Source organism: Campylobacter parajejuni (assembly GCF_046764905.1).
Taxonomy (GTDB): Bacteria; Campylobacterota; Campylobacteria; order Campylobacterales; family Campylobacteraceae; genus Campylobacter_D.
On record NZ_JBKORB010000011.1, the window covers coordinates 1 to 17,774 of the forward strand.

18 protein-coding genes are annotated in these 17,774 nt (G+C 34.2%); 6 read left to right on the forward strand and 12 right to left on the reverse strand.

The features are described from left to right. Positions 1 to 1,083: PDC sensor domain-containing protein (locus ACLL8X_RS08560; protein ID WP_411990506.1), on the reverse strand; the 1,083-nt coding region annotated here is incomplete at its 3' end. A gap of 204 nt (positions 1,084 to 1,287) precedes the next feature. Between ACLL8X_RS08560 and ACLL8X_RS08565 the strand changes: the two genes are divergently transcribed. Genes ACLL8X_RS08565 through ACLL8X_RS08575 form a run of 3 tightly spaced genes read left to right on the forward strand, consistent with a single transcriptional unit; the run spans position 1,288 to position 3,785 of the window. Further along, positions 1,288 to 2,127 (forward strand): metal ABC transporter solute-binding protein, Zn/Mn family, encoded by an 840-nt coding sequence (locus ACLL8X_RS08565; RefSeq protein ID WP_411990548.1) that lies wholly within the window; start codon positions 1,288 to 1,290, stop codon positions 2,125 to 2,127. Between the two features lie 13 nt (positions 2,128 to 2,140). Then, positions 2,141 to 2,989: an ABC transporter ATP-binding protein gene (locus tag ACLL8X_RS08570; protein WP_411990507.1), complete on the forward strand. Its 849-nt coding sequence runs from the start codon at positions 2,141 to 2,143 to the stop codon at positions 2,987 to 2,989. Further along, entirely contained in the window at positions 2,982 to 3,785 is an 804-nt protein-coding gene (locus ACLL8X_RS08575; RefSeq protein WP_411990508.1) for a metal ABC transporter permease, read from the forward strand. The genes ACLL8X_RS08570 and ACLL8X_RS08575 overlap by 8 nt, the downstream gene beginning before the upstream one ends. A gap of 93 nt (positions 3,786 to 3,878) precedes the next feature. On the opposite strand, the gene ACLL8X_RS08580 is transcribed toward ACLL8X_RS08575, so the two are convergent. From ACLL8X_RS08580 to ACLL8X_RS08630, 11 genes are all read right to left on the reverse strand, one after another. Beyond that, on the reverse strand, positions 3,879 to 5,042 hold the full coding sequence (locus ACLL8X_RS08580) for a phospholipase D-like domain-containing protein (RefSeq protein ID WP_411990509.1): 1,164 nt from the start codon (positions 5,040 to 5,042) through the stop codon (positions 3,879 to 3,881). After that, positions 5,042 to 5,980, reverse strand: a complete 939-nt coding sequence (gene dcm / locus ACLL8X_RS08585) for a DNA (cytosine-5-)-methyltransferase (RefSeq protein ID WP_411990510.1) — start codon at positions 5,978 to 5,980, stop codon at positions 5,042 to 5,044. Before dcm ends, ACLL8X_RS08580 begins: the two co-directional genes overlap by 1 nt. Positions 5,981 to 5,982: 2 nt before the next feature. Next, positions 5,983 to 6,426, reverse strand: coding sequence for a ribosome maturation factor RimP (gene rimP / locus ACLL8X_RS08590; protein ID WP_411990511.1), 444 nt, complete (start codon positions 6,424 to 6,426; stop codon positions 5,983 to 5,985). Next, complete coding sequence (gene rbfA / locus ACLL8X_RS08595; protein WP_411990512.1) at positions 6,404 to 6,778, reverse strand: 30S ribosome-binding factor RbfA; 375 nt, start codon at positions 6,776 to 6,778, stop codon at positions 6,404 to 6,406. Before rbfA ends, rimP begins: the two co-directional genes overlap by 23 nt. Continuing rightward, entirely contained in the window at positions 6,775 to 9,375 is a 2,601-nt protein-coding gene (gene infB / locus ACLL8X_RS08600; protein ID WP_411990513.1) for a translation initiation factor IF-2, read from the reverse strand. The genes rbfA and infB overlap by 4 nt, the downstream gene beginning before the upstream one ends. Then, positions 9,362 to 9,619, reverse strand: a complete 258-nt coding sequence (locus ACLL8X_RS08605; protein WP_411990514.1) for a YlxR family protein — start codon at positions 9,617 to 9,619, stop codon at positions 9,362 to 9,364. Before ACLL8X_RS08605 ends, infB begins: the two co-directional genes overlap by 14 nt. 25 nt (positions 9,620 to 9,644) lie before the next feature. Then, complete coding sequence (thrB, locus tag ACLL8X_RS08610) at positions 9,645 to 10,523, reverse strand: homoserine kinase (protein WP_411990515.1); 879 nt, start codon at positions 10,521 to 10,523, stop codon at positions 9,645 to 9,647. An 11-nt stretch (positions 10,524 to 10,534) separates the two neighbouring features. After that, a complete protein-coding gene (locus ACLL8X_RS08615) occupies positions 10,535 to 10,936 on the reverse strand; it encodes a tRNA threonylcarbamoyladenosine biosynthesis protein TsaB (protein WP_411990549.1) in 402 nt (133 codons plus the stop codon). Between the two features lie 38 nt (positions 10,937 to 10,974). Then, positions 10,975 to 11,859: a UDP-3-O-acyl-N-acetylglucosamine deacetylase gene (gene lpxC / locus ACLL8X_RS08620; protein WP_411990516.1), complete on the reverse strand. Its 885-nt coding sequence runs from the start codon at positions 11,857 to 11,859 to the stop codon at positions 10,975 to 10,977. Further along, positions 11,859 to 13,229: a peptidoglycan metallopeptidase Pgp6 gene (pgp6, locus tag ACLL8X_RS08625; RefSeq protein ID WP_411990517.1), complete on the reverse strand. Its 1,371-nt coding sequence runs from the start codon at positions 13,227 to 13,229 to the stop codon at positions 11,859 to 11,861. Before pgp6 ends, lpxC begins: the two co-directional genes overlap by 1 nt. Positions 13,230 to 13,306: 77 nt before the next feature. Further along, positions 13,307 to 14,134 (reverse strand): prephenate dehydrogenase, encoded by an 828-nt coding sequence (locus ACLL8X_RS08630; protein WP_411990518.1) that lies wholly within the window; start codon positions 14,132 to 14,134, stop codon positions 13,307 to 13,309. 74 nt (positions 14,135 to 14,208) lie between these two features. Here ACLL8X_RS08630 and bamA point away from each other — a divergent pair, with 74 nt between their 5' ends. Genes bamA through ACLL8X_RS08645 form a run of 3 tightly spaced genes read left to right on the forward strand, consistent with a single transcriptional unit; the run spans position 14,209 to position 17,767 of the window. Then, positions 14,209 to 16,428 carry an outer membrane protein assembly factor BamA gene (gene bamA / locus ACLL8X_RS08635; RefSeq protein ID WP_411990519.1) on the forward strand — a complete coding sequence of 740 codons (2,220 nt, stop codon included), beginning with the start codon at positions 14,209 to 14,211 and terminating at the stop codon, positions 16,426 to 16,428. A gap of 45 nt (positions 16,429 to 16,473) precedes the next feature. After that, the gene (gene accD, locus ACLL8X_RS08640; protein WP_411990520.1) at positions 16,474 to 17,316 is read left to right on the forward strand and encodes an acetyl-CoA carboxylase, carboxyltransferase subunit beta; all 843 of its coding nucleotides are present in this window, start codon (positions 16,474 to 16,476) and stop codon (positions 17,314 to 17,316) included. A 1-nt stretch (position 17,317) separates the two neighbouring features. Beyond that, a complete protein-coding gene (locus ACLL8X_RS08645; RefSeq protein WP_411990521.1) occupies positions 17,318 to 17,767 on the forward strand; it encodes a 23S rRNA (pseudouridine(1915)-N(3))-methyltransferase RlmH in 450 nt (149 codons plus the stop codon). The last annotated feature ends 7 nt before the right edge of the window (positions 17,768 to 17,774 follow it).

Below are 17,774 nucleotides of genomic sequence, written 5' to 3' on the forward strand. Positions count from 1 at the left end.
TAGAATGTTTTCATTGATGGCATTTGATATTTGACCAAATTCATCATTAGTTTTTACATCAATAGTAGCTATGTTCTTTGTTTTATGATTGATGAAATCAAAGAAGGAATTTAGTCCTGATTGAATGGAAGAGAGTGGGGAGAGATAACGAGAAACGATGAAATAAAGAAGGACTACACCAAGAATACTCGTAAAAATGACAATGGTAAGCTGTATAAAAGCGATTTTATAAACGGGTCCAGTAATGATTTCTATAGGGTCGCTAATACAAGCGGTATAGGTATCAGAAGCCTTAGCACAAACGGCAAACCTTTCTATGCCATCTTTAGCTCCTGTGTAGGTAAAAGGCTCAAAATCCTTTTTATTCACAGCGATATTGGCTATACCTGAAATATCATAGCCCGGCACTAGCATACTTTTATCCGTAGAAATGAATACTTGATTTTTACTATCGAATACAAAAACCCTTCCCGGAGTTTTTTCAAACTCACTCTGTAATTCTTCCACTAAAATATCGATAGCTAACACGCCTATGAATTTACCATCTTTGTAAAGCGGCATAGAATAAGTAAAGCAAGGCAGATTGGTTGTTACATCGATATAAGATGGGGTTACATAAGGTCCATTTGCTTTGAGTGCTTCTGAATAATAATCTCTTGTTCTAGCATCATAACCATCAGCCTTGCCATAAATCCCAAAAGGCACATTTTTCGCATCTGAATCTGAATCACTCACCACAAGCTCACCATTTGGCTGAGCTATATATACAGCCAAAAATCTTCCTGCATCTTTGAAGTTTTTCAAATCAGTGCCAATATAACGCACCAAACCATCTTGATTATCTAAGTGTTCTAAAGGATTTTTAAGTATACTTTTTGCTAGACTCTGGAGATTGGATAAATTTCTTACCTTAAAAGATTCTATGGAGTTTTTACCCACCTTAACGCTATTAATTTCAGCATTTGCAACCTGAGTATAAAGCACATCTCTAACAAAAACAAAGGTTACAATACCTAAAATCACTAGACATAACACCGCAATTAAATTTGCAATAAGTGAAACTTTAATCTTAACACTTCTCATGCTAACGCTCCTTATAAAATAAATATTAAAATCAACAATATTTCTGCAAAACTTGTATTATAAATCAAAAAGCATAAATTTTAAATAAATTGAATTTTCCCGCTATAAAATTAAGTTTATTAAGTTTAATATCGTTATAATTTTGCTTTGACTTTTGACATAAAAAAGGAGAAATTTTTGAAAAAAATACTTTTAATACTTGGAATTTTATTTTTTAGCTTAGCCCAAGCTGGGGATTTAAAAGTGGATGAAAAAACGAAAATAGGTAGGGTAAGCGTAAGCATAGCCCCACAAGCCTTTTTTGTCAAAAAAATCGCTGGGGACACTTTGGATGTGAATATTATCTTGCCTCCAAACAGCAACGAACATAGTTTTGAGTTTAAACCCAGCACTATGAAAAAGCTTGAAAAAAGCGATATTTACTTCACGATAGGCTTGGAATTTGAAAAAATTTTTACGAGCAAATTCCGTCAAAATTTCAAAAAGCTTGAACTAGTGGATATGCAAAAAAATATCCCCTTGCTTCAAATCCACGAAGAACACGACGAGCATCATCACGAAGAATTTGACCCGCATACTTGGCTTGACCCCATTTTAGTGCAAACTATGGCTTTAAACATCTATGATACCCTAGCTCAAAAATACCCACAAAACAAAGAATTCTATAAACAAAATTTGGATAAATTTTTAGCCCAGCTTGATAGTCTCAACCTGCAAATCGCTTCTAAGCTAGAAAAGCTTAAAAACAGGGAATTTGTAGTATATCATCCTTCTTGGAGTTATTTTGCTAGTCGTTATAAACTCACTCAAATTCCAGTAGAAATTCTAGGCAAAGAACCAAAAGCCAAGGATTTACAAAATTTAATTGCCTTGATGAAAACTAAGAATATCAAAGTCATTTTCGTTCAAAATGGCTTCCCTGAAAATGCCGCTAAAACCCTAGCTAAAGAAAGCGGTGCTGAAATTTACAAAATCGACCATTTAGCTTACGATTGGGAAAATGAACTTTTAAAAACCGCTGACGCTCTTTCGCGTAATCCATAAATCAGGTTTTTAAATGCTTTTTTTTGAACTTTCTAATCTTAGCTATGCTTATGGCAATGAAATCATTTTAAAAAACATCAATCTTAGCTATGACAATGAAGAATTTCTCTCCATCATAGGTCCAAATGGTGCGGGAAAATCCACGCTTGTAAAGCTGATTTTAGGACTTTTAAAATCCAAAAATGAAATCCATTTCAAAGCCCTGCAAAGAAAAGAAATCGGCTATGTCCCCCAGCACACCCTAGCCAATCCTAATTTTTGTCCTAGAGTGCTTGAAATAGTTCTTATGGGACTTGTGGGTAAAAAAATTTTTGGTTTTTACAGCAAAAAAGATAAGCAAAAAGCTATGGAGGCTTTAAAAAGCGTAGGAATGGAGGATTTTTGGGATAGGAGTATTAATTCACTCAGCGGCGGTCAAAGGCAAAGAGTTTTTATCGCAAGAGCCTTAGTGGATGAGTGCAAAATGCTTATTTTAGATGAGCCCACGGCTAGCGTGGATAATAAAGGAGCTATTCAAATTTTTGAGCTTTTGAGTTCTTTGCACCAAAAGGGCATAGGAATTTTACTCATTTGCCACGATATTAACCTAGTGCTTGCTTTTAGCGATAAAATCGCATATTTAAACAAGGAGCTTTTTTTACACGCTAATACCAAAGAAAAGCAAAAGGGCGATTTTTTAAAGCATTTATACGAAGAGCATTCTCATTTTTGCGATGTAGAAATGAGCTTAAACGCTTGTTTTTGCGATGAAGAAAATTGCGATAAAGTATGCGAACAAGAATCAATAAGAAGAAAATTACAAAAAACAGAATTTAAAAAAGAAGAGCTTTGCCCTAAATTTTCAAAGGAAAATTATGCTTGAAATTTTTAGTTTCACCTTTTTTCAAAATGCCTTACTAGGAGCGATTTTAGTCAGTATAGCTTGTGGAATCATAGGCACTTTAGTGATGATAAACCGCCTTTTTTCTATGGCTGGAGGTATAACGCACGGAGCTTTTGGGGGTATAGGCGTGGCGATTTATTTTTCCTTACCCATCTTAGTTAGCACGAGCATTTTTACCCTATTTTTAGCCTTTTTAGTCGCCTTTTTAGCTAAACGCTATAAGCATAGAAGTGATAGCATTATCGCTGTAATTTGGGCTTTTGGAATGGCTGTGGGGATTATACTTATTGATTTAAGTCCTAGCTATAATACGGATTTGATGGCTTATCTTTTTGGAAGCATTTTAGCCGTAGGAGAGGGGGATTTATGGCTTATGGCAATGGTAGATGGGGTGGTTGTTATTTTAATCCTTTTATTTTACAGGCAATTTGAAATCCTAAGCTTTGATGCTGAATTTGCTAGGGTGCGGGGGATAAATACGGATTTTTTTCACTATCTTTTAATCGCCCTTATGGCTTTTTGCATAGTCATTTCCATACGCCTTGTGGGACTTATTTTGGTTATGGCTTTGCTAAGTATTCCAAGCTTTATCGCTGAAAATTTCACTAAAAGACTGGGTTTAATTATGATAATGGCTAGTTTTTTAAGTATGATTTTTTGTGTTTTAGGACTTATACTTAGCTATTATCTTAATCTCTCAAGCGGTGCTTGTATCATAGCTGTGGCTTGTTTTGGCTTTTTGGTGCATTTGATAGGAAAATTTTTAAAAAGCTAAGGATGTAAAAGACACTTGCTTATTAAGTCCTAGTATTAAAAAATGCCACAAGTTGAGAATTAATATTTTAATTATCAAGCAAACAACTTAGCTTCAATTTACCACTCCACGAAGACTTAATCTTTTTTTTGTTAAACGAATAAATTTCTCATAACTATCCAAGGGCATTATATCAATACTATAAACAAAATCATCTATTTTGTTGATAATTACGCTATCAAAGCCCAGAATTCGAAGCTTGTCATAAGTTGCTAATTCCCCTTCTTTTAACTGCAAAATAACTCTTAAAAGCCAATTAGCTAATGCTTTATTGGGATTACTCATTAAGGCTTTTGCGTTTTGTTGGCAGAGTTTTACACTTAATTTCTCATTTTTTGGGGTTATAAGTGTAAAAGAATGGTCTTCATTAGGGAAAAAATTGGGGCATAATTTGTGAATTTCCATGGGTATTTTTATATAAACTTCGTTTAAATCTCTCACTCTTCCACTTGCATTCCACTGATTTAATCCGCTTTTTTGAGGAATATATTTTTCTCCTCTTTGCAAAGCATAAAGTGGTAAAACCACATAATCAAGAGTAGAAAATTGAGAATTTGCTTTGTTTAAAATATCATTTTTCAATGAGAGTAAAATTTCTAAAGGATTATCTAAAATTTCTATTTTTAGCTCATTATAATTTTCGCTGATATAAAATTTTCTCTGTAAAACACTTTTAGAATGATTAAAATAATATTCATTAACACCATCTGTAAAAGAAATACTGGATTTTGAATTTTTTAAGATTTTGATTTTATCTAAATGGATTTTTTCATAATCACTTTGGAAAAATATAAAGCTATCTTTACGCCTTGCTATAATATGATAAAATGCCCTGCTAATGCCATAGAGCTTATTTGCTAAATCTATTCTTTGATTTCTATATTTTACAAGCTCCAAAACAAGTTCATCTAAATCTTTTATACGCCTTAAATTAGATGATAATTTATTAAATTCTGCAATTTTTTCTATACTACTATTTTTTTCACAAATAAAAGTTTTAAGTCCAATTCCTATATCATTAATTTGTGCATCATAAGCTATATCCGAACGGCTTAAATTTTTAGCATTAAAACAAGTGCAAAATAAATTTTCCATTATCCTATAATGCAAGAATGGAATTTCATTTTCACTAAAAAGCCTAGATAAAGAACCTAAAATACTTAATAAATGCGTATAATTTAATTCTCTTTCCTTATCCAAACAATAAAAATTAATCATTACAATACTTTGAGAATTTGATTGGCTATGCGTTTTACTAGTGGCAAGGTAATAGAATTGCCCGCTTGCATATATAATTTTGAAAGTGCTATATCTGGCAACTTTAAAGTATCATCATAACCTTGAAAATTAAAACATTCTCTAGCCGTTAATTTGCGTATTCCAAAATCATCCAAAATTAAAGGAACATTATGCCCACCTGTCCCCATATTTGCTGTTAAAGTTGGACAAAGATTTGACTTATTCTCACGCACATAAATGCGTCTTAATTGATAAATGGTATCTTTTTTTAAAATTTCTTTTTTTAATTGTTTATAATACTTACTTTTAGGATTATAATAAAATTTATCATCTTGTTTATCGTATTCTAAACAATCTTTAATTGTTTTTGTCAATTTAATGGGCTTTGGAAATGAAAAATGACGATATTTTTTTACTTTCTTTTTATGAAAAGCAACTATAAAAATTCTTTCTCTGTTTTGTGGTATGTTTGCATGGGTGCAAGAATTTAAAATTTCACTAAAAACATAATATCCTAGCTGCTCTAAAATAGTTTGAATAGTTAAAAATGTTTGTCCTTTATTATGAGATTTTAAATTTTTGACATTTTCTAAAAAAATTACCTTCGGCAAATGTTTTTTAACTATATTTGCAATTTCAAAAAATAAAATTCCCCTACTATCATCAAAGCCCTTTCTAAGTCCAGCCACACTAAAAGCCTGACAAGGAAAACCGCCACATAAAATATCAAAATCATTAGGAATTTTATCTTGTATATTTTTTTGTGTAATATCCCCAAATAATGGAGTGTTTAAATGATTTAAAAGATAAGTTTTTTGAGCATTTACATCCATTTCACTGGCAAAAACGCAATTAAGATTTTTAAACGCAAAGTGAAATCCACCAATGCCCGCAAAAAGGTCTATAAAAGTCACCATTTTTACCACTCCACGAAGGTTCTAGCTTTTTTTATGTCATTAAAATTTATAGTAGTTTTTTCTTGATTTTCTAAATTTTCTAAAATGATATTTTCATCTTTTACGCTGATGATTTTTGCCCCTATTTTTTCTTTTTCGCTAGTTGTGATTTTCACAAGTTCGCCTATGCTTTTTGCAAAGTGTTCTATCTTGCTTAGTTTTCTTTCAAGTCCGGGTGAGGACACTTCCAAAAAATACTCCCCGCTCACAGGTGGCTCTACATCAAAAATAGGCGATAAAATTTCACTAAGCCTAGCACAATCATCCAAATTCACACCCGCTCTTTGACCCTTTTCATCTAAAGCTTTCATCACATAAATGCGGTAAATTTTCTTACCATTTTCACTGACTAACTCACTATCATAAAGGCTAAGTCCTGCTTCTTCACAAAGGGCTTTTAGATTCATTTTTTTCCTTTTTTATTTTTTCAAATAAAGCGTCCATATGGTTTTGATATTCAAGCCTATCATCGAATTTAAAATGAAAATTAGGACACCTATACCAGCCTTGCTCACTCATACAATAATTTTGCAAAGCCCTGCTTGCTTTTTTCAAAGAATTTAAAATCTTTTCTTGCTCGTGGGCGTTAAAAAACATCTTATCCAAATACACAAAAGCATCGTATCTACCCTTTTTACACTCCACATCCACTACGCAAAGATTTTTTAAATTTTCATCATCTAAATTCGCCAAAGCTTCAGGGATAAGTTCTTTTAAGATACTTTCGGTGCGTAGTTTTTTAAGCTCACTTGGATTCATAGACTGGCTTGTTCCTCTACTTCTTTATAGCTTTCTATATAATCGCCCACTCTCATATCATCACAGCCTTCTATACCTACGCCACATTCATAGCCCTTTGCCACTTCTTTAGCGTCATCTTTAAAGCGTTTAAGTGAGCTTACATTACCCTCAAAAACTACAACCCCATCACGAATAAGGCGAATTTTAGCCCCGCGGTTAATCACCCCTTCGCTCACCATACAACCTGCAATTTGCCCAATTTTTGGCACATTAATCACTTGTCTAATCTCTGCTTGTCCTAATTGCTCTTCAGAAATAATAGGACTCATCATACCGCCTAGCAAGGCTTTTACATCATCAAGCAAATTATAAATCACATTATAAGTTTTGATTTCTACGCCCTTATCTTTAGCGCGTTCTTTGATTTCTCCTGTTGGGCGTATATTAAAACCTAATACTATGGAATTCTCACTCGCACTAGCCAGTTCTATATCACTTTGCGTGATTCCCCCTACCCCGCTATGGATGATATTGACCTTAATCTCATCATTTCTAAGCTTTTCCAAACTTGCCTTTAAAGCTTCCAAAGAGCCTTGCACATCGGCTTTAAGGATAACAGGCAAGGCTTTTAAATTTCCTTCTTTGATTTTAGCACCCAACTCATCAATGCTAACCTTAGTGGATTTACTAAGTTCTTTTTGGCGATTGTATTCGTGGCGTTTATTGGCGTATTCTCTTGCTTCCTTATCACTTTTTACGGCAATGAGAATTTCGCCTGCCTCAGCTACTTCACTAAGCCCTACTATAACCCCGCATTCGCCCGGTTTTATTTCTTTTAAGGCTTTGCCTTGGTCATCGCTCATCGCACGCACTTTTCCATAAGCCTCACCCGCAACAATAGTGCTACCTACCTTAAGCGTTCCATTTTGCACGATAATAGTCGCCACAGCTCCGCGTCCTTTTTGCACGGAACTTTCTATAATACTAGCTTTTGCAAGGCTTTTTGGATTGGCTTTAAGCTCTAAAATATCCGCTTGTAAAAGCAGGGTTTCAAGCAAATCTTCAATCCCCATTCCGCTCTTAGCAGAAACTCCTACAAATTCATAAGACCCACCCCATTCTACTGGCACAATATCCATCTCTGCAAGTTGGGTTTTTATCCTATCGGCATTAGCCGCTTCTTTATCCATTTTGTTAATCGCAATGATAATAGGCACATCTGCTGCTTTAGCGTGATTAATCGCTTCTTTAGTTTGTGGTTTAACCCCATCATCAGCAGCCACCACTATAATAACTATATCCGTAATGCTCGCACCCCTTGCACGCATAGCCGTAAAAGCTTCGTGTCCGGGAGTATCGATAAAGGTAATCTTGCGTCCATTTTTTTCCACCATATAAGCACCCACATGCTGAGTAATCCCCCCTGCTTCGCCACTTGCAATGCGTGATTTTCTTATAAAATCAAGCAAAGAAGTCTTACCATGGTCAACATGCCCCATAATAGTAATCACAGGCGCCCTAGCTACCAAATCTTTTTCATCAATCTCTTCTTCATAATCTTTTACATAATCAAACTCATCAGCCTCATTAATGATATTAATCTCTATACCAAATTCAGCCGCCAAAATTTCAATCGCCGTCTCATCTAAAAAGTCATTTTTAGTCGTCATCATCCCCAGCATAAAAAGCTTTGAAATCACTTCGCCCGTATTTTTTCCTATCTTATCCGCAAATTCATACACACGAATTTCTTTAGAAATAGACACACTTTTTACTTCTTCAATTTCTTTTTTTTCAATCTTTTTAGGGGGTTTTTTACGACCTCTTCTTTGAATTCCCCCTTCAAGCGTGAAGCCTGCGGAATTTCCCACAGCCTGTCTTAAAAAATTCGGTTGTTTTTTGCTTTGCGGTTTTTCTTGTTCTTTGGTGCTAAAATCAGGCAAAACTACCTCATCTTCGTCATCTAAAGAAATATCAGCAAAATCATGCTCATCTAAGAAATTCATCTTTTGAGTGCTTTCTTTTTTGCTTGCTAAAAAGGCTTTTTTTTCTTTTTTCTTTTTTCTTAAATTTTCATCCGCATTCGAAAACATAGTTTTCAAACTCAAACGCTCTTCGTTGTGGATGGGGGTATCGTTTGAATTTTTCACTTCTTCTTTGACCTTAGACTCTTCTTCATCTTTTTTCTTTTTGACTATGACTAAGCCTCTGCGTTTAGCTAGGGTAGCACTAGCAAGGCTTTGAGGTTTGTGAAGTTCTACAAGCTCTTGTTTTTCTTGCTTTTTTACACTTTCTTTTTCAATCTTCACTTCTTCTTTTTCTTGCTTAAGTTTTTCTTCTTTTTTAGGCTCAATATTTTTGACTTCACCCGCTTTTTCTTGCTTTTTTACGCCTTCTTTTTTAGCTTTTTTCGCTGGGGTATTTTTAATATTTTTCTTAAAAGCTTCAGGAATTTCTCTTGTTTGTATGTATTCATAAATAGCCGCTGCAATCTCAGCTTCAACGGAACTTGAAGCTGTTTTTATCCCTAGTCCTAATTCATTTGCCTTTTCTATAATTTCTTTGCTGTCGTAGCCTAATTCTTTTGCGATTTCGTGAATTCTAATCTTTGCCATTTAAAAATATCTCCTTAAGTTCTTGCTGAGTGATTTTGGTGTTTAAATTTTTACATATTTTAGAAAATGCTTTTTGTAAGATTTTATCTTCTTTTTCAATACAATTTTGACATAAATACCCGCTTCTTCCACATTCTGCTTTAGACACAATAACTCCTAAAACAACTTTAAATCTAAACAATAGCTTTTGTTCGAAGCGATTTTTACACACTATGCACATTCTAATGGGACTATGTTTTATCAAAATTATACCTTATTTTTCATATTTTCTAGCAAATTTCAAAGCCCTTATTATCAAATTCCAAATACTCAATGCGAAAATCTTTAAATTTCGCTTGCATTTTTTTTGCTAAAGCTAAAGCATCATCTTTAAAAGCTAGAGAAAAAAAACTAGAACCCGAACCTGAAAGCGTGCTCATCAAAGCCTTATTTTCTAAAGCAAATTTCTGCACTTCAAAAAGCTCGGGTAAATTTTTCATGCGATTAATTTCGTGGAGTTTGTCCTGACTTGCAAATTTTAAAAATTCGTATTTTTTCTCCAAAAAACAAGCGGTTAAAAATGAGGCGTGAGAAAGATTAAAAACCGCATCATTAAAACTTAAATTTTTAGCTAAAGCTTGACGCGAATTTTGGGTATTCATAGCTAAATTTGGAATCACAACAACAGCGGCTAAATCTTTATCAAGCTCTTTTTTAACGCTATAAATTTTATTTTTTTCCACCAAAGAACACACAAAACCACCCAGCGTAGCTGGAGCGATATTATCAGGATGATTTTCATATTTTAAGGCTTCATTTAAAATTCGCTCCTTCTCCACCCTAAAACCACTCATACAATAAGCACTAGCAATAGCCCCAACAATCACAGCCGAAGAGCTTCCAAGTCCCCTTGATAGGGGGATATTATTTTGAAAAATAAAGCGAAAATTATCTTTTTTTCCACTTAGTTTTTCATAAATTTCATAAAAAATATTGACAAAAATATTATTTTTTTTAAGAAAAATATTATCACTGCCTTCGCCTTGTATGCTTATGCTACTTACACTAGCCTTGCTGATTTGAGTTTCATTAAAAAGTCCTAAACTAAGCCCCAAACAATCAAAACCCGGTCCTAAATTTGCACTCGTAGCAGGAACTAAAATTTTCAAAATTCTTCATCCTAAATCGCATTTAAAAAATAAAAGGGAAGATTATCATCATTTAGTTTAAGCTCTTGTAAATTTTTAGGCAAAAAAAACTCAGCGGGTTCATTTGGCTCTAAAACAATCGCACCTTGCTTATACACAAAGCAAAAATTTTTATTTGCACTGATGGGTTTATAGCCGTTTAATTCAAAAGCACTTACCGCAAATAAGGGTATATCTTTAACTATGCTGAGGGTTTTTAAACTCACATAAGAAATTTTAATCCCCATATAAGAGCCGGGTCCATTAGCATAGATTAAGCTTGAAAAATCGTATTGTTTTAATAATTCATCTAAAATTTTTGGCAAAAACTCACTCGTTTTTTCTTCACTCGTATAACTTTTAACAAGCTCATCATCCCCATAAATTCCAATCATCAAAGGCTTAGACAAGGCATTAAGCAAAAGAGTAGTTTTTATGCAAACACCTTTTCATAAGCTTTTTCGCTTGTTTTTTCAAGACTTACAATTTCATAAGCATCTTTATTTTTCAAAACTTCTTTAGTCAGCAAATGATTTAAATGATGACTTCCTGCAAAGGAGATATAATCGCCAAAAACGCGGTAGCCAAGCAGGGTCAAATCCCCAATGGCGTCTAAAATTTTATGTCTTACAAATTCATCTTTAAAACGCAAACCTTCAGGATTTAAAACACGATTTTCATCCACTACTATGGTATTTTCCAAACTCCCGCCTAAGCCTAAATTTTTGCTTCTTAAAGCTTGAACATCTCTTAAAAATCCAAAAGTTCTAGCCCTTGCTATATTTTCTATATAATTTTTCTTACTGAATTCAAAATTATAACTTTGTTCGCCTATAAGGGCATTGTCAAATTTGATAGTATAATTAATACGAGGCTCTTTAGTAGGGGTTAAACGCACAAATTTATTCCCATCTCTTACCTCAACGGGCTTTTTAATCACCATAATTTTTTTAGGCGCATCAAGCTCCTTTACCCCTGCTTCATCAAGCATCATACAAAAACTAATGCTAGAACCATCCATCACAGGAGCTTCATTAGCGTTTAAAACTATGCGAATATTATCAATCCCATAAGCATTAATGGCACTCATTAAATGCTCTATGGTAGAGACAAAGCCCCTTTCATCGCCTAAAACGGTTGCCATTTGAGTATTAATCACATTTTGAGGACTTGCCTTATAAGTGGCATTTAAATCACTTCTAAAAAATACTATACCGCTATCAGCCTCTAAAGGCTCTAAAGTCATTTCAATAGGCTCACCCTTATGCAGTCCTATACCTACGCCTTTGACGGCTTTTGCTAAAGTTAATTGTTTCATTAATTTTTTCCTAAAATTATTTTTTTACCATCATTTAAAACATTATAGATATTGTTTTGTATCCATTTTTTATCCTGCCATTGCTCAGGGCGGGTTTCAACCCCTTGCACCAAAACGCCAAAATGCAAATGGTCCCCTAAAGCCAAGCCACTTACGCCCGTTTTTGCTATACTGCTTTGAGCGGATACTTGCTCGCCTTCTTCGACACTCTTAGAAGAACAATGCCCATAAAGACTATAAAGCCCAAAGCCGTGATAGAGTATGAGATTAAGCCCATAAATTCCATTTTCATTAGCAAATACAACCTTACCTGCGTTATTGCTTATAATGGGTGCTTGTGCCACACTGGCTAAATCAAGCCCCATATGATAAGAATCGCTTACAAATTGATTCTCATAAGAATAATATCTATGGTCGGCAAAATCAGCTACTTTTTTGCCATTTTTAAGAGGCAAGAATAAATTTAAATCAAAATCATCTAGCTTTTCTTCAGGGACCTTTGAAGTGATTTCATGGATAAGTTTTTCATTGCTATTTCTTAAGGTTTCATTGACAAATTTAAATTTCTCAAAACGGGTAAAATTATTGTCCTTTGGAGCGTATTGCTTGGCTAAATTTTCAATCTTTCCATCTAAAAATTTATCCGTAAGCTTAATATTTGAAACCCGATATTTTCGGTTGAGAAAATAATATCTTATGCGTTCTTTTGAAACATTGCCCGCCTTATCCGTAGCAATAACAAAGGCACGAAATTCTTCATCTTTGGCATCCCAAGCAATCAAAGCTGCGTAGTAGCCTTCCTTGACATAGGGCGTGGCTTTAAAAACCCTGCCTTTATTTGTTTCTATATAAACCTTAGCTAAATTCACATCAGTCGCTCTAAATACAACAGCAGCCGCACCGCCTTGTTCGATTTGATAAGAATTAGCAATAATATCAATCTTTGGAGCTGTATTGTCTATCAAAACCGCAATTTGCTTTCTGGCTTCATTGCCACTAAAAAAATTCCAAAAACTCGCATCCTTTGCCACTATATCTAAGATAAAAGACTTGGTATTTTCTTTATAGCTTAATTTTGGCAAGGTAACTTGTAAGCTAAGGTCTTTGAGCTTAGAAATTTTTTCATCGGCTATAACTACGCTAGTATTGTCATCTTTATGCAAGGTAATTTGGACATTTTTAATCGCACTTTGCTCATCTTTTATATGCACTAAAATAGGTTTTTTAAGGTCGGTATAAAGCACATCGGGCATTAAAATTTGGGGTGGATTTTTTTCAAAAATACTTAATTTTGAAATGAAAAAACCTAAAATCACTAGTAAAATCAAAGTAAGAACAGACAAATAAGTCCTGCCATCTCTTCTTGCCATAAGCTTCCTTAAAAATTTCTTTGATATTTTTTGTGGGTGCTAAATTTTATTATATTTTCAGTAAATACCTAGCAAATTTACAAAATTTCTCTTAGAGTATTAGCCTGTTTCATCCACGCTTTTAATTTTTCATTCTCGTCTTTTTCTATCATTTTTTTACAAAATTCTAATTCTTTTTGAAAAAAATCTATGGAAGCTAAAACATTGTCCTTATTTTGAGAAAAAATACTCCCCCACATCACAGGAGAAGATTTAGCTATACGACACATTCCCTTAAAAGAAGGTCCGCCAAGATGGGCTATATTGCGTTTATCTTCTTCTCGCATAACAAAATTAGCCAAAGAAAAGCTAATAACATGCGGTAAATGCGAAATGATAGCGGTGTGATGGTCGTGAGAAATGCTATCCATAAAGACTATTTTCATACCCAAATGAGAAAAAATTTCTACCGCTCTTTTTTGATGTAAATCACCCGCTATTTCACTATCACAAAGCACACAAACAGCGTCTTTATAAAGCTCTTTAAAAGCGGCTTTGGGTCCTGAGTTTTCCGTTCCTGTCATAGGGTGGGCAAAAATGCTTTGTTTGATTAAATTCTGGGGCAAAGCCTCTATAATCTTTCTTTTAGTGCTTCCAAGCTCGATAAGAGTGATATTAGAAGGCAAATCTTTTAAGCTTTGCATAATGCTTATGATAGCATCCACAGGAGTAGCGATAAAAATCATATCACAAAGGGCTAAATCTTTAAATTCTATAAGCTCGTGAATAAGACCTAATTTTAAAGCTTCATTTTCATTTTCTTTACTCAAATCCATACCATAAACACAAGAAATAAGCTTATTTTCTTTCAAACAAAGACCCAAAGAACCCCCCATAAGTCCAAGTCCTATAATGGCTATTTTCATAACTTTTATCCTAATTTTTTGTTAAATTTTTTTTGCTATTATACAGCTTTTAATAAAGCTTTAGGTAAAAATCAATGAAAAAACATCTCATCAGTATTTGTGCTTTAGCTGCTCTAACTCAAGCAGCAACTATCAAGGATATTCAATTTATCGGTTTAAATCATTTATCCCATACAAGTGCTTTAAACATTACAGGGCTTAAAATAGGAGAAGAACTAGACCCAGTAAAAATCAATACCGCCATCCACAATCTTTACAAACAAAATTATTTTGAAAATATTGCAGTGGAGAATAACAATGGAATTTTAGAAATTATAGTTAGCGAAAAACCAACCATAGCAAAGGTAACTATCACAGGTATTGCTTCAAATGATAGAAAACAAGTTGAAAGTATTTTAGGTATTAAAAGAGGAGCTTTACTCGATGAAGCAAGCTTAAAAGAAGCCGCCCAGCGTATCAAAGCTTACTATGAAGCAAAAAGTTATTTTGACACCATAGTAGAATACAAAAAAAAGACCTTAGATAATACAGACGGCTTAGAGCTTGAATTTATAGTCAATCGTGGCGAAAATATCGTTATTGACAAGGTTTATTTAAGTGGGGCTAAGAAATTCTCATACTCCGATGTAGAACCTGCCCTAGTCAATAAAGAAAAAGAATTTATGGGTTGGATGTGGGGACGCAATGATGGAAAATTAAAAGTTTTTGAACTGAGTAATGACAGCTCAAGGATAGCCGATGAATATATGAAAAAAGGGTATTTGGATGTTCAAGTATCCCCACCTTATCTTAAAACCTATACCGATACTTATAGAGCTAATTTAAGCTATTTCATCAAAGAAGGAGAAGCTTATAAAATTCAAAGTATAAGCATAGAAAATCCTTTATTTGACGAAAAACAAAACGCACAAACCCTAAAAAATTTACGCTCAAAAACAAACAAAACCATCAATATAGAAGATATAAGAACAGATGTGAAAACCCTAGAAACGCAGAGTGCGGATTTAGGCTATGCCTTTGTAGAAGTGTATCCTGATATTCAAAAAAATGAGCAAACTAGGGAAGCTTCTGTGGTTTTTAAGGTTATTCCACATAATAAAGTCTATATTAGAAATGTGATAATTTCGGGAAATTCACGCACCGTAGATAGGGTCATACGCCGTGAATTATACCTAACAGAAGGCAATTTATACAATAAAACGGACTTAAGCGAGTCAAAAAATGCCTTAAGAAGGACTTCTTATTTTGATGATGTAAATATCAAAGAAGAAAAAGTTGATGATACGCATATGGATTTGATTGTTGATGTTAAAGAAGCCTCAACAGGTGCTATTTCAGGGGGTATTGGCTATGGTTCGAGTGATGGAATTTTGCTTAATGCTTCCCTTTCTGATAGCAATATCTTTGGCTCAGGCATAAAAAGCTCTGTAAGCGTAGATAAAAGCGATGATACCTTATCAGGAAGGATTAGTCTTGTAAATCCTAGAGTTTTAGATAGCGAGTATAGTTTAGGGGGGACGCTTTATTCTAATGATTATGAATGGGATAATTATTCAGAAAAAAATTATGGCTTTGATATAACTTTGGGAAGGCAATTTGCTAGATATTATAATGTAGGCTTAACTTACAATCTTGAACAAAGCGATATTTATCACTTAAGCCCAACGCTTTTAAGAACGGGATATGAACTTGGAAAAAGCATTAAAAGCTCTATAACTCCAGCAATCACCTTTAATAATACAGACGATTTTTACCTGCCTCGCTCAGGTATCATAGCCTCTACCAGCCTTGAATTTGCCGGACTTGGCGGGGATCAAGAATTCCTTTCTTCAAGCTCTAAATTTAATTTTTATCAAGGCTTGCAAGACTATATAAGCTATGATTTAATTTATCGCTATAAAGCAAGTTTTTATAAGGTTTGGGATAGGGGTTATTTGCCAATTAACCAAAGAATTTATTTAGGTGGCATACGCTCTTTGCGTGGCTTTGAAAGCCGTAGCGTCAGCCCTAAAAATGAATGGGGGGATGAAGTAGGCGGAACCATAGCCTTTGCTAACTCTGTGGAACTTAGTTTTCCTTTGATTGATAGGATTAAGCTGCGTGGAAGTGTGTTTTTTGACTATGGTATGATAGGACGCAAAAATTTAGATGAAATTCAAAGAATGAGCACAGGTTTGGGCATAGAGTGGATTACGCCTATTGGACCTTTGCAACTTGTATTCGCCAAAGCTCTTAATGATAAAAAAGGCGATGATACCAATAGCTTTGAGTTTAATCTTGGAACACGCTTTTAAAATCCTAAGGAATTTTTTGTTATAATTTTTTAATAAGGCGAAGTTATGAATTTTACAGATATTTTTTCAAAAATAAGAAGACAACAACCTAGCACAAAAGAAGCACCTAATCACTGGGTCAAATGCCAAAGTTGCCACGCTTTAATGTATTATAAAGAAATAGAAAGCTCTTTTAATGTCTGCCCTAAATGCAATTACCATATGAGAATTTCAGCTAGTGTTCGCATAGAGCTTTTAAGCGATGAAGGCAGTTTTGTCGAATATGATGCCAATTTAGCAGCCATAGACCCTTTGAAATTTGTAGATAGCAAATCTTATAAAAAACGCCTAAGCGAAAGTGAGAGCAAAACAAACAGAAAAAGTTCAGTTATCAGCGGAGAATGCCTTATAAACGGACTTAAAACCCAAATTGTTGTCTTTGACTTTTCTTTTATGGGGGGTAGCTTAGGCTCAGTAGAAGGCGAAAAAATCGTGCGTGCCATTCAAAGAGCCATAAGTGGGAAAAATCCCCTTGTTATCATAAGTGCTAGTGGGGGAGCTAGAATGCAAGAAAGCACCTATTCGCTTATGCAAATGAGTAAAACCAGTGCCGCTTTAAAGCTACTTAGCAAAGAAAAATTGCCCTTTATTAGCATTTTAACCGACCCCACTATGGGCGGAGTGAGTGCTTCTTTTGCTTGGCTAGGGGATTTAATCATCGCTGAACCACAAGCTTTAGTGGGCTTTGCGGGGGCAAGGGTTATTAAGCAGACCATAGGAGCGGATTTGCCTGAAGGTTTTCAAAGAGCGGAATTTTTGCTCGAACACGGGCTTATCGATGCCATAGTTGAAAGGGGCGAGCAAAAACAATATCTTAGCGATGTGCTGAAATTTTTTAGCGGAAAATAATTTGCAAGTGAATATTTTTTACATTCAAAAGAATGATGAATTTAAAACTTGGGGCGAAAAATACTCCAAACTTATCTGTAAATATGCCACTTTAAAAGAAATCAATGTTTTTAATAAAAAAATAAGCTCGGCTCAAAATTTAGGCGTCCAAGAAGCAAAAAAAAGCTACGAAGAAGCCTTTACACCCTATAAAAAAGGCTTTTGCATAGTGTTAGATGAAAGAGGCAAGGAGCTAGCTAGCAAAGAATTTGCAAGACTGATTAGGGATAAAAATGTGCTGAGTTTTTTCATAGGCGGTGCTTATGGCTTAAGAGAAGAATTTACTCAAAATTTTGATTTTAGTTTCTCACTTAGCAAACTTACCCTAGAACATCACTTTGTCAAAATCTTGCTTTTAGAGCAAATTTACCGTGCTTTTTGCATTAATAACAACCATCCTTATCACAAATAGAAAGTTT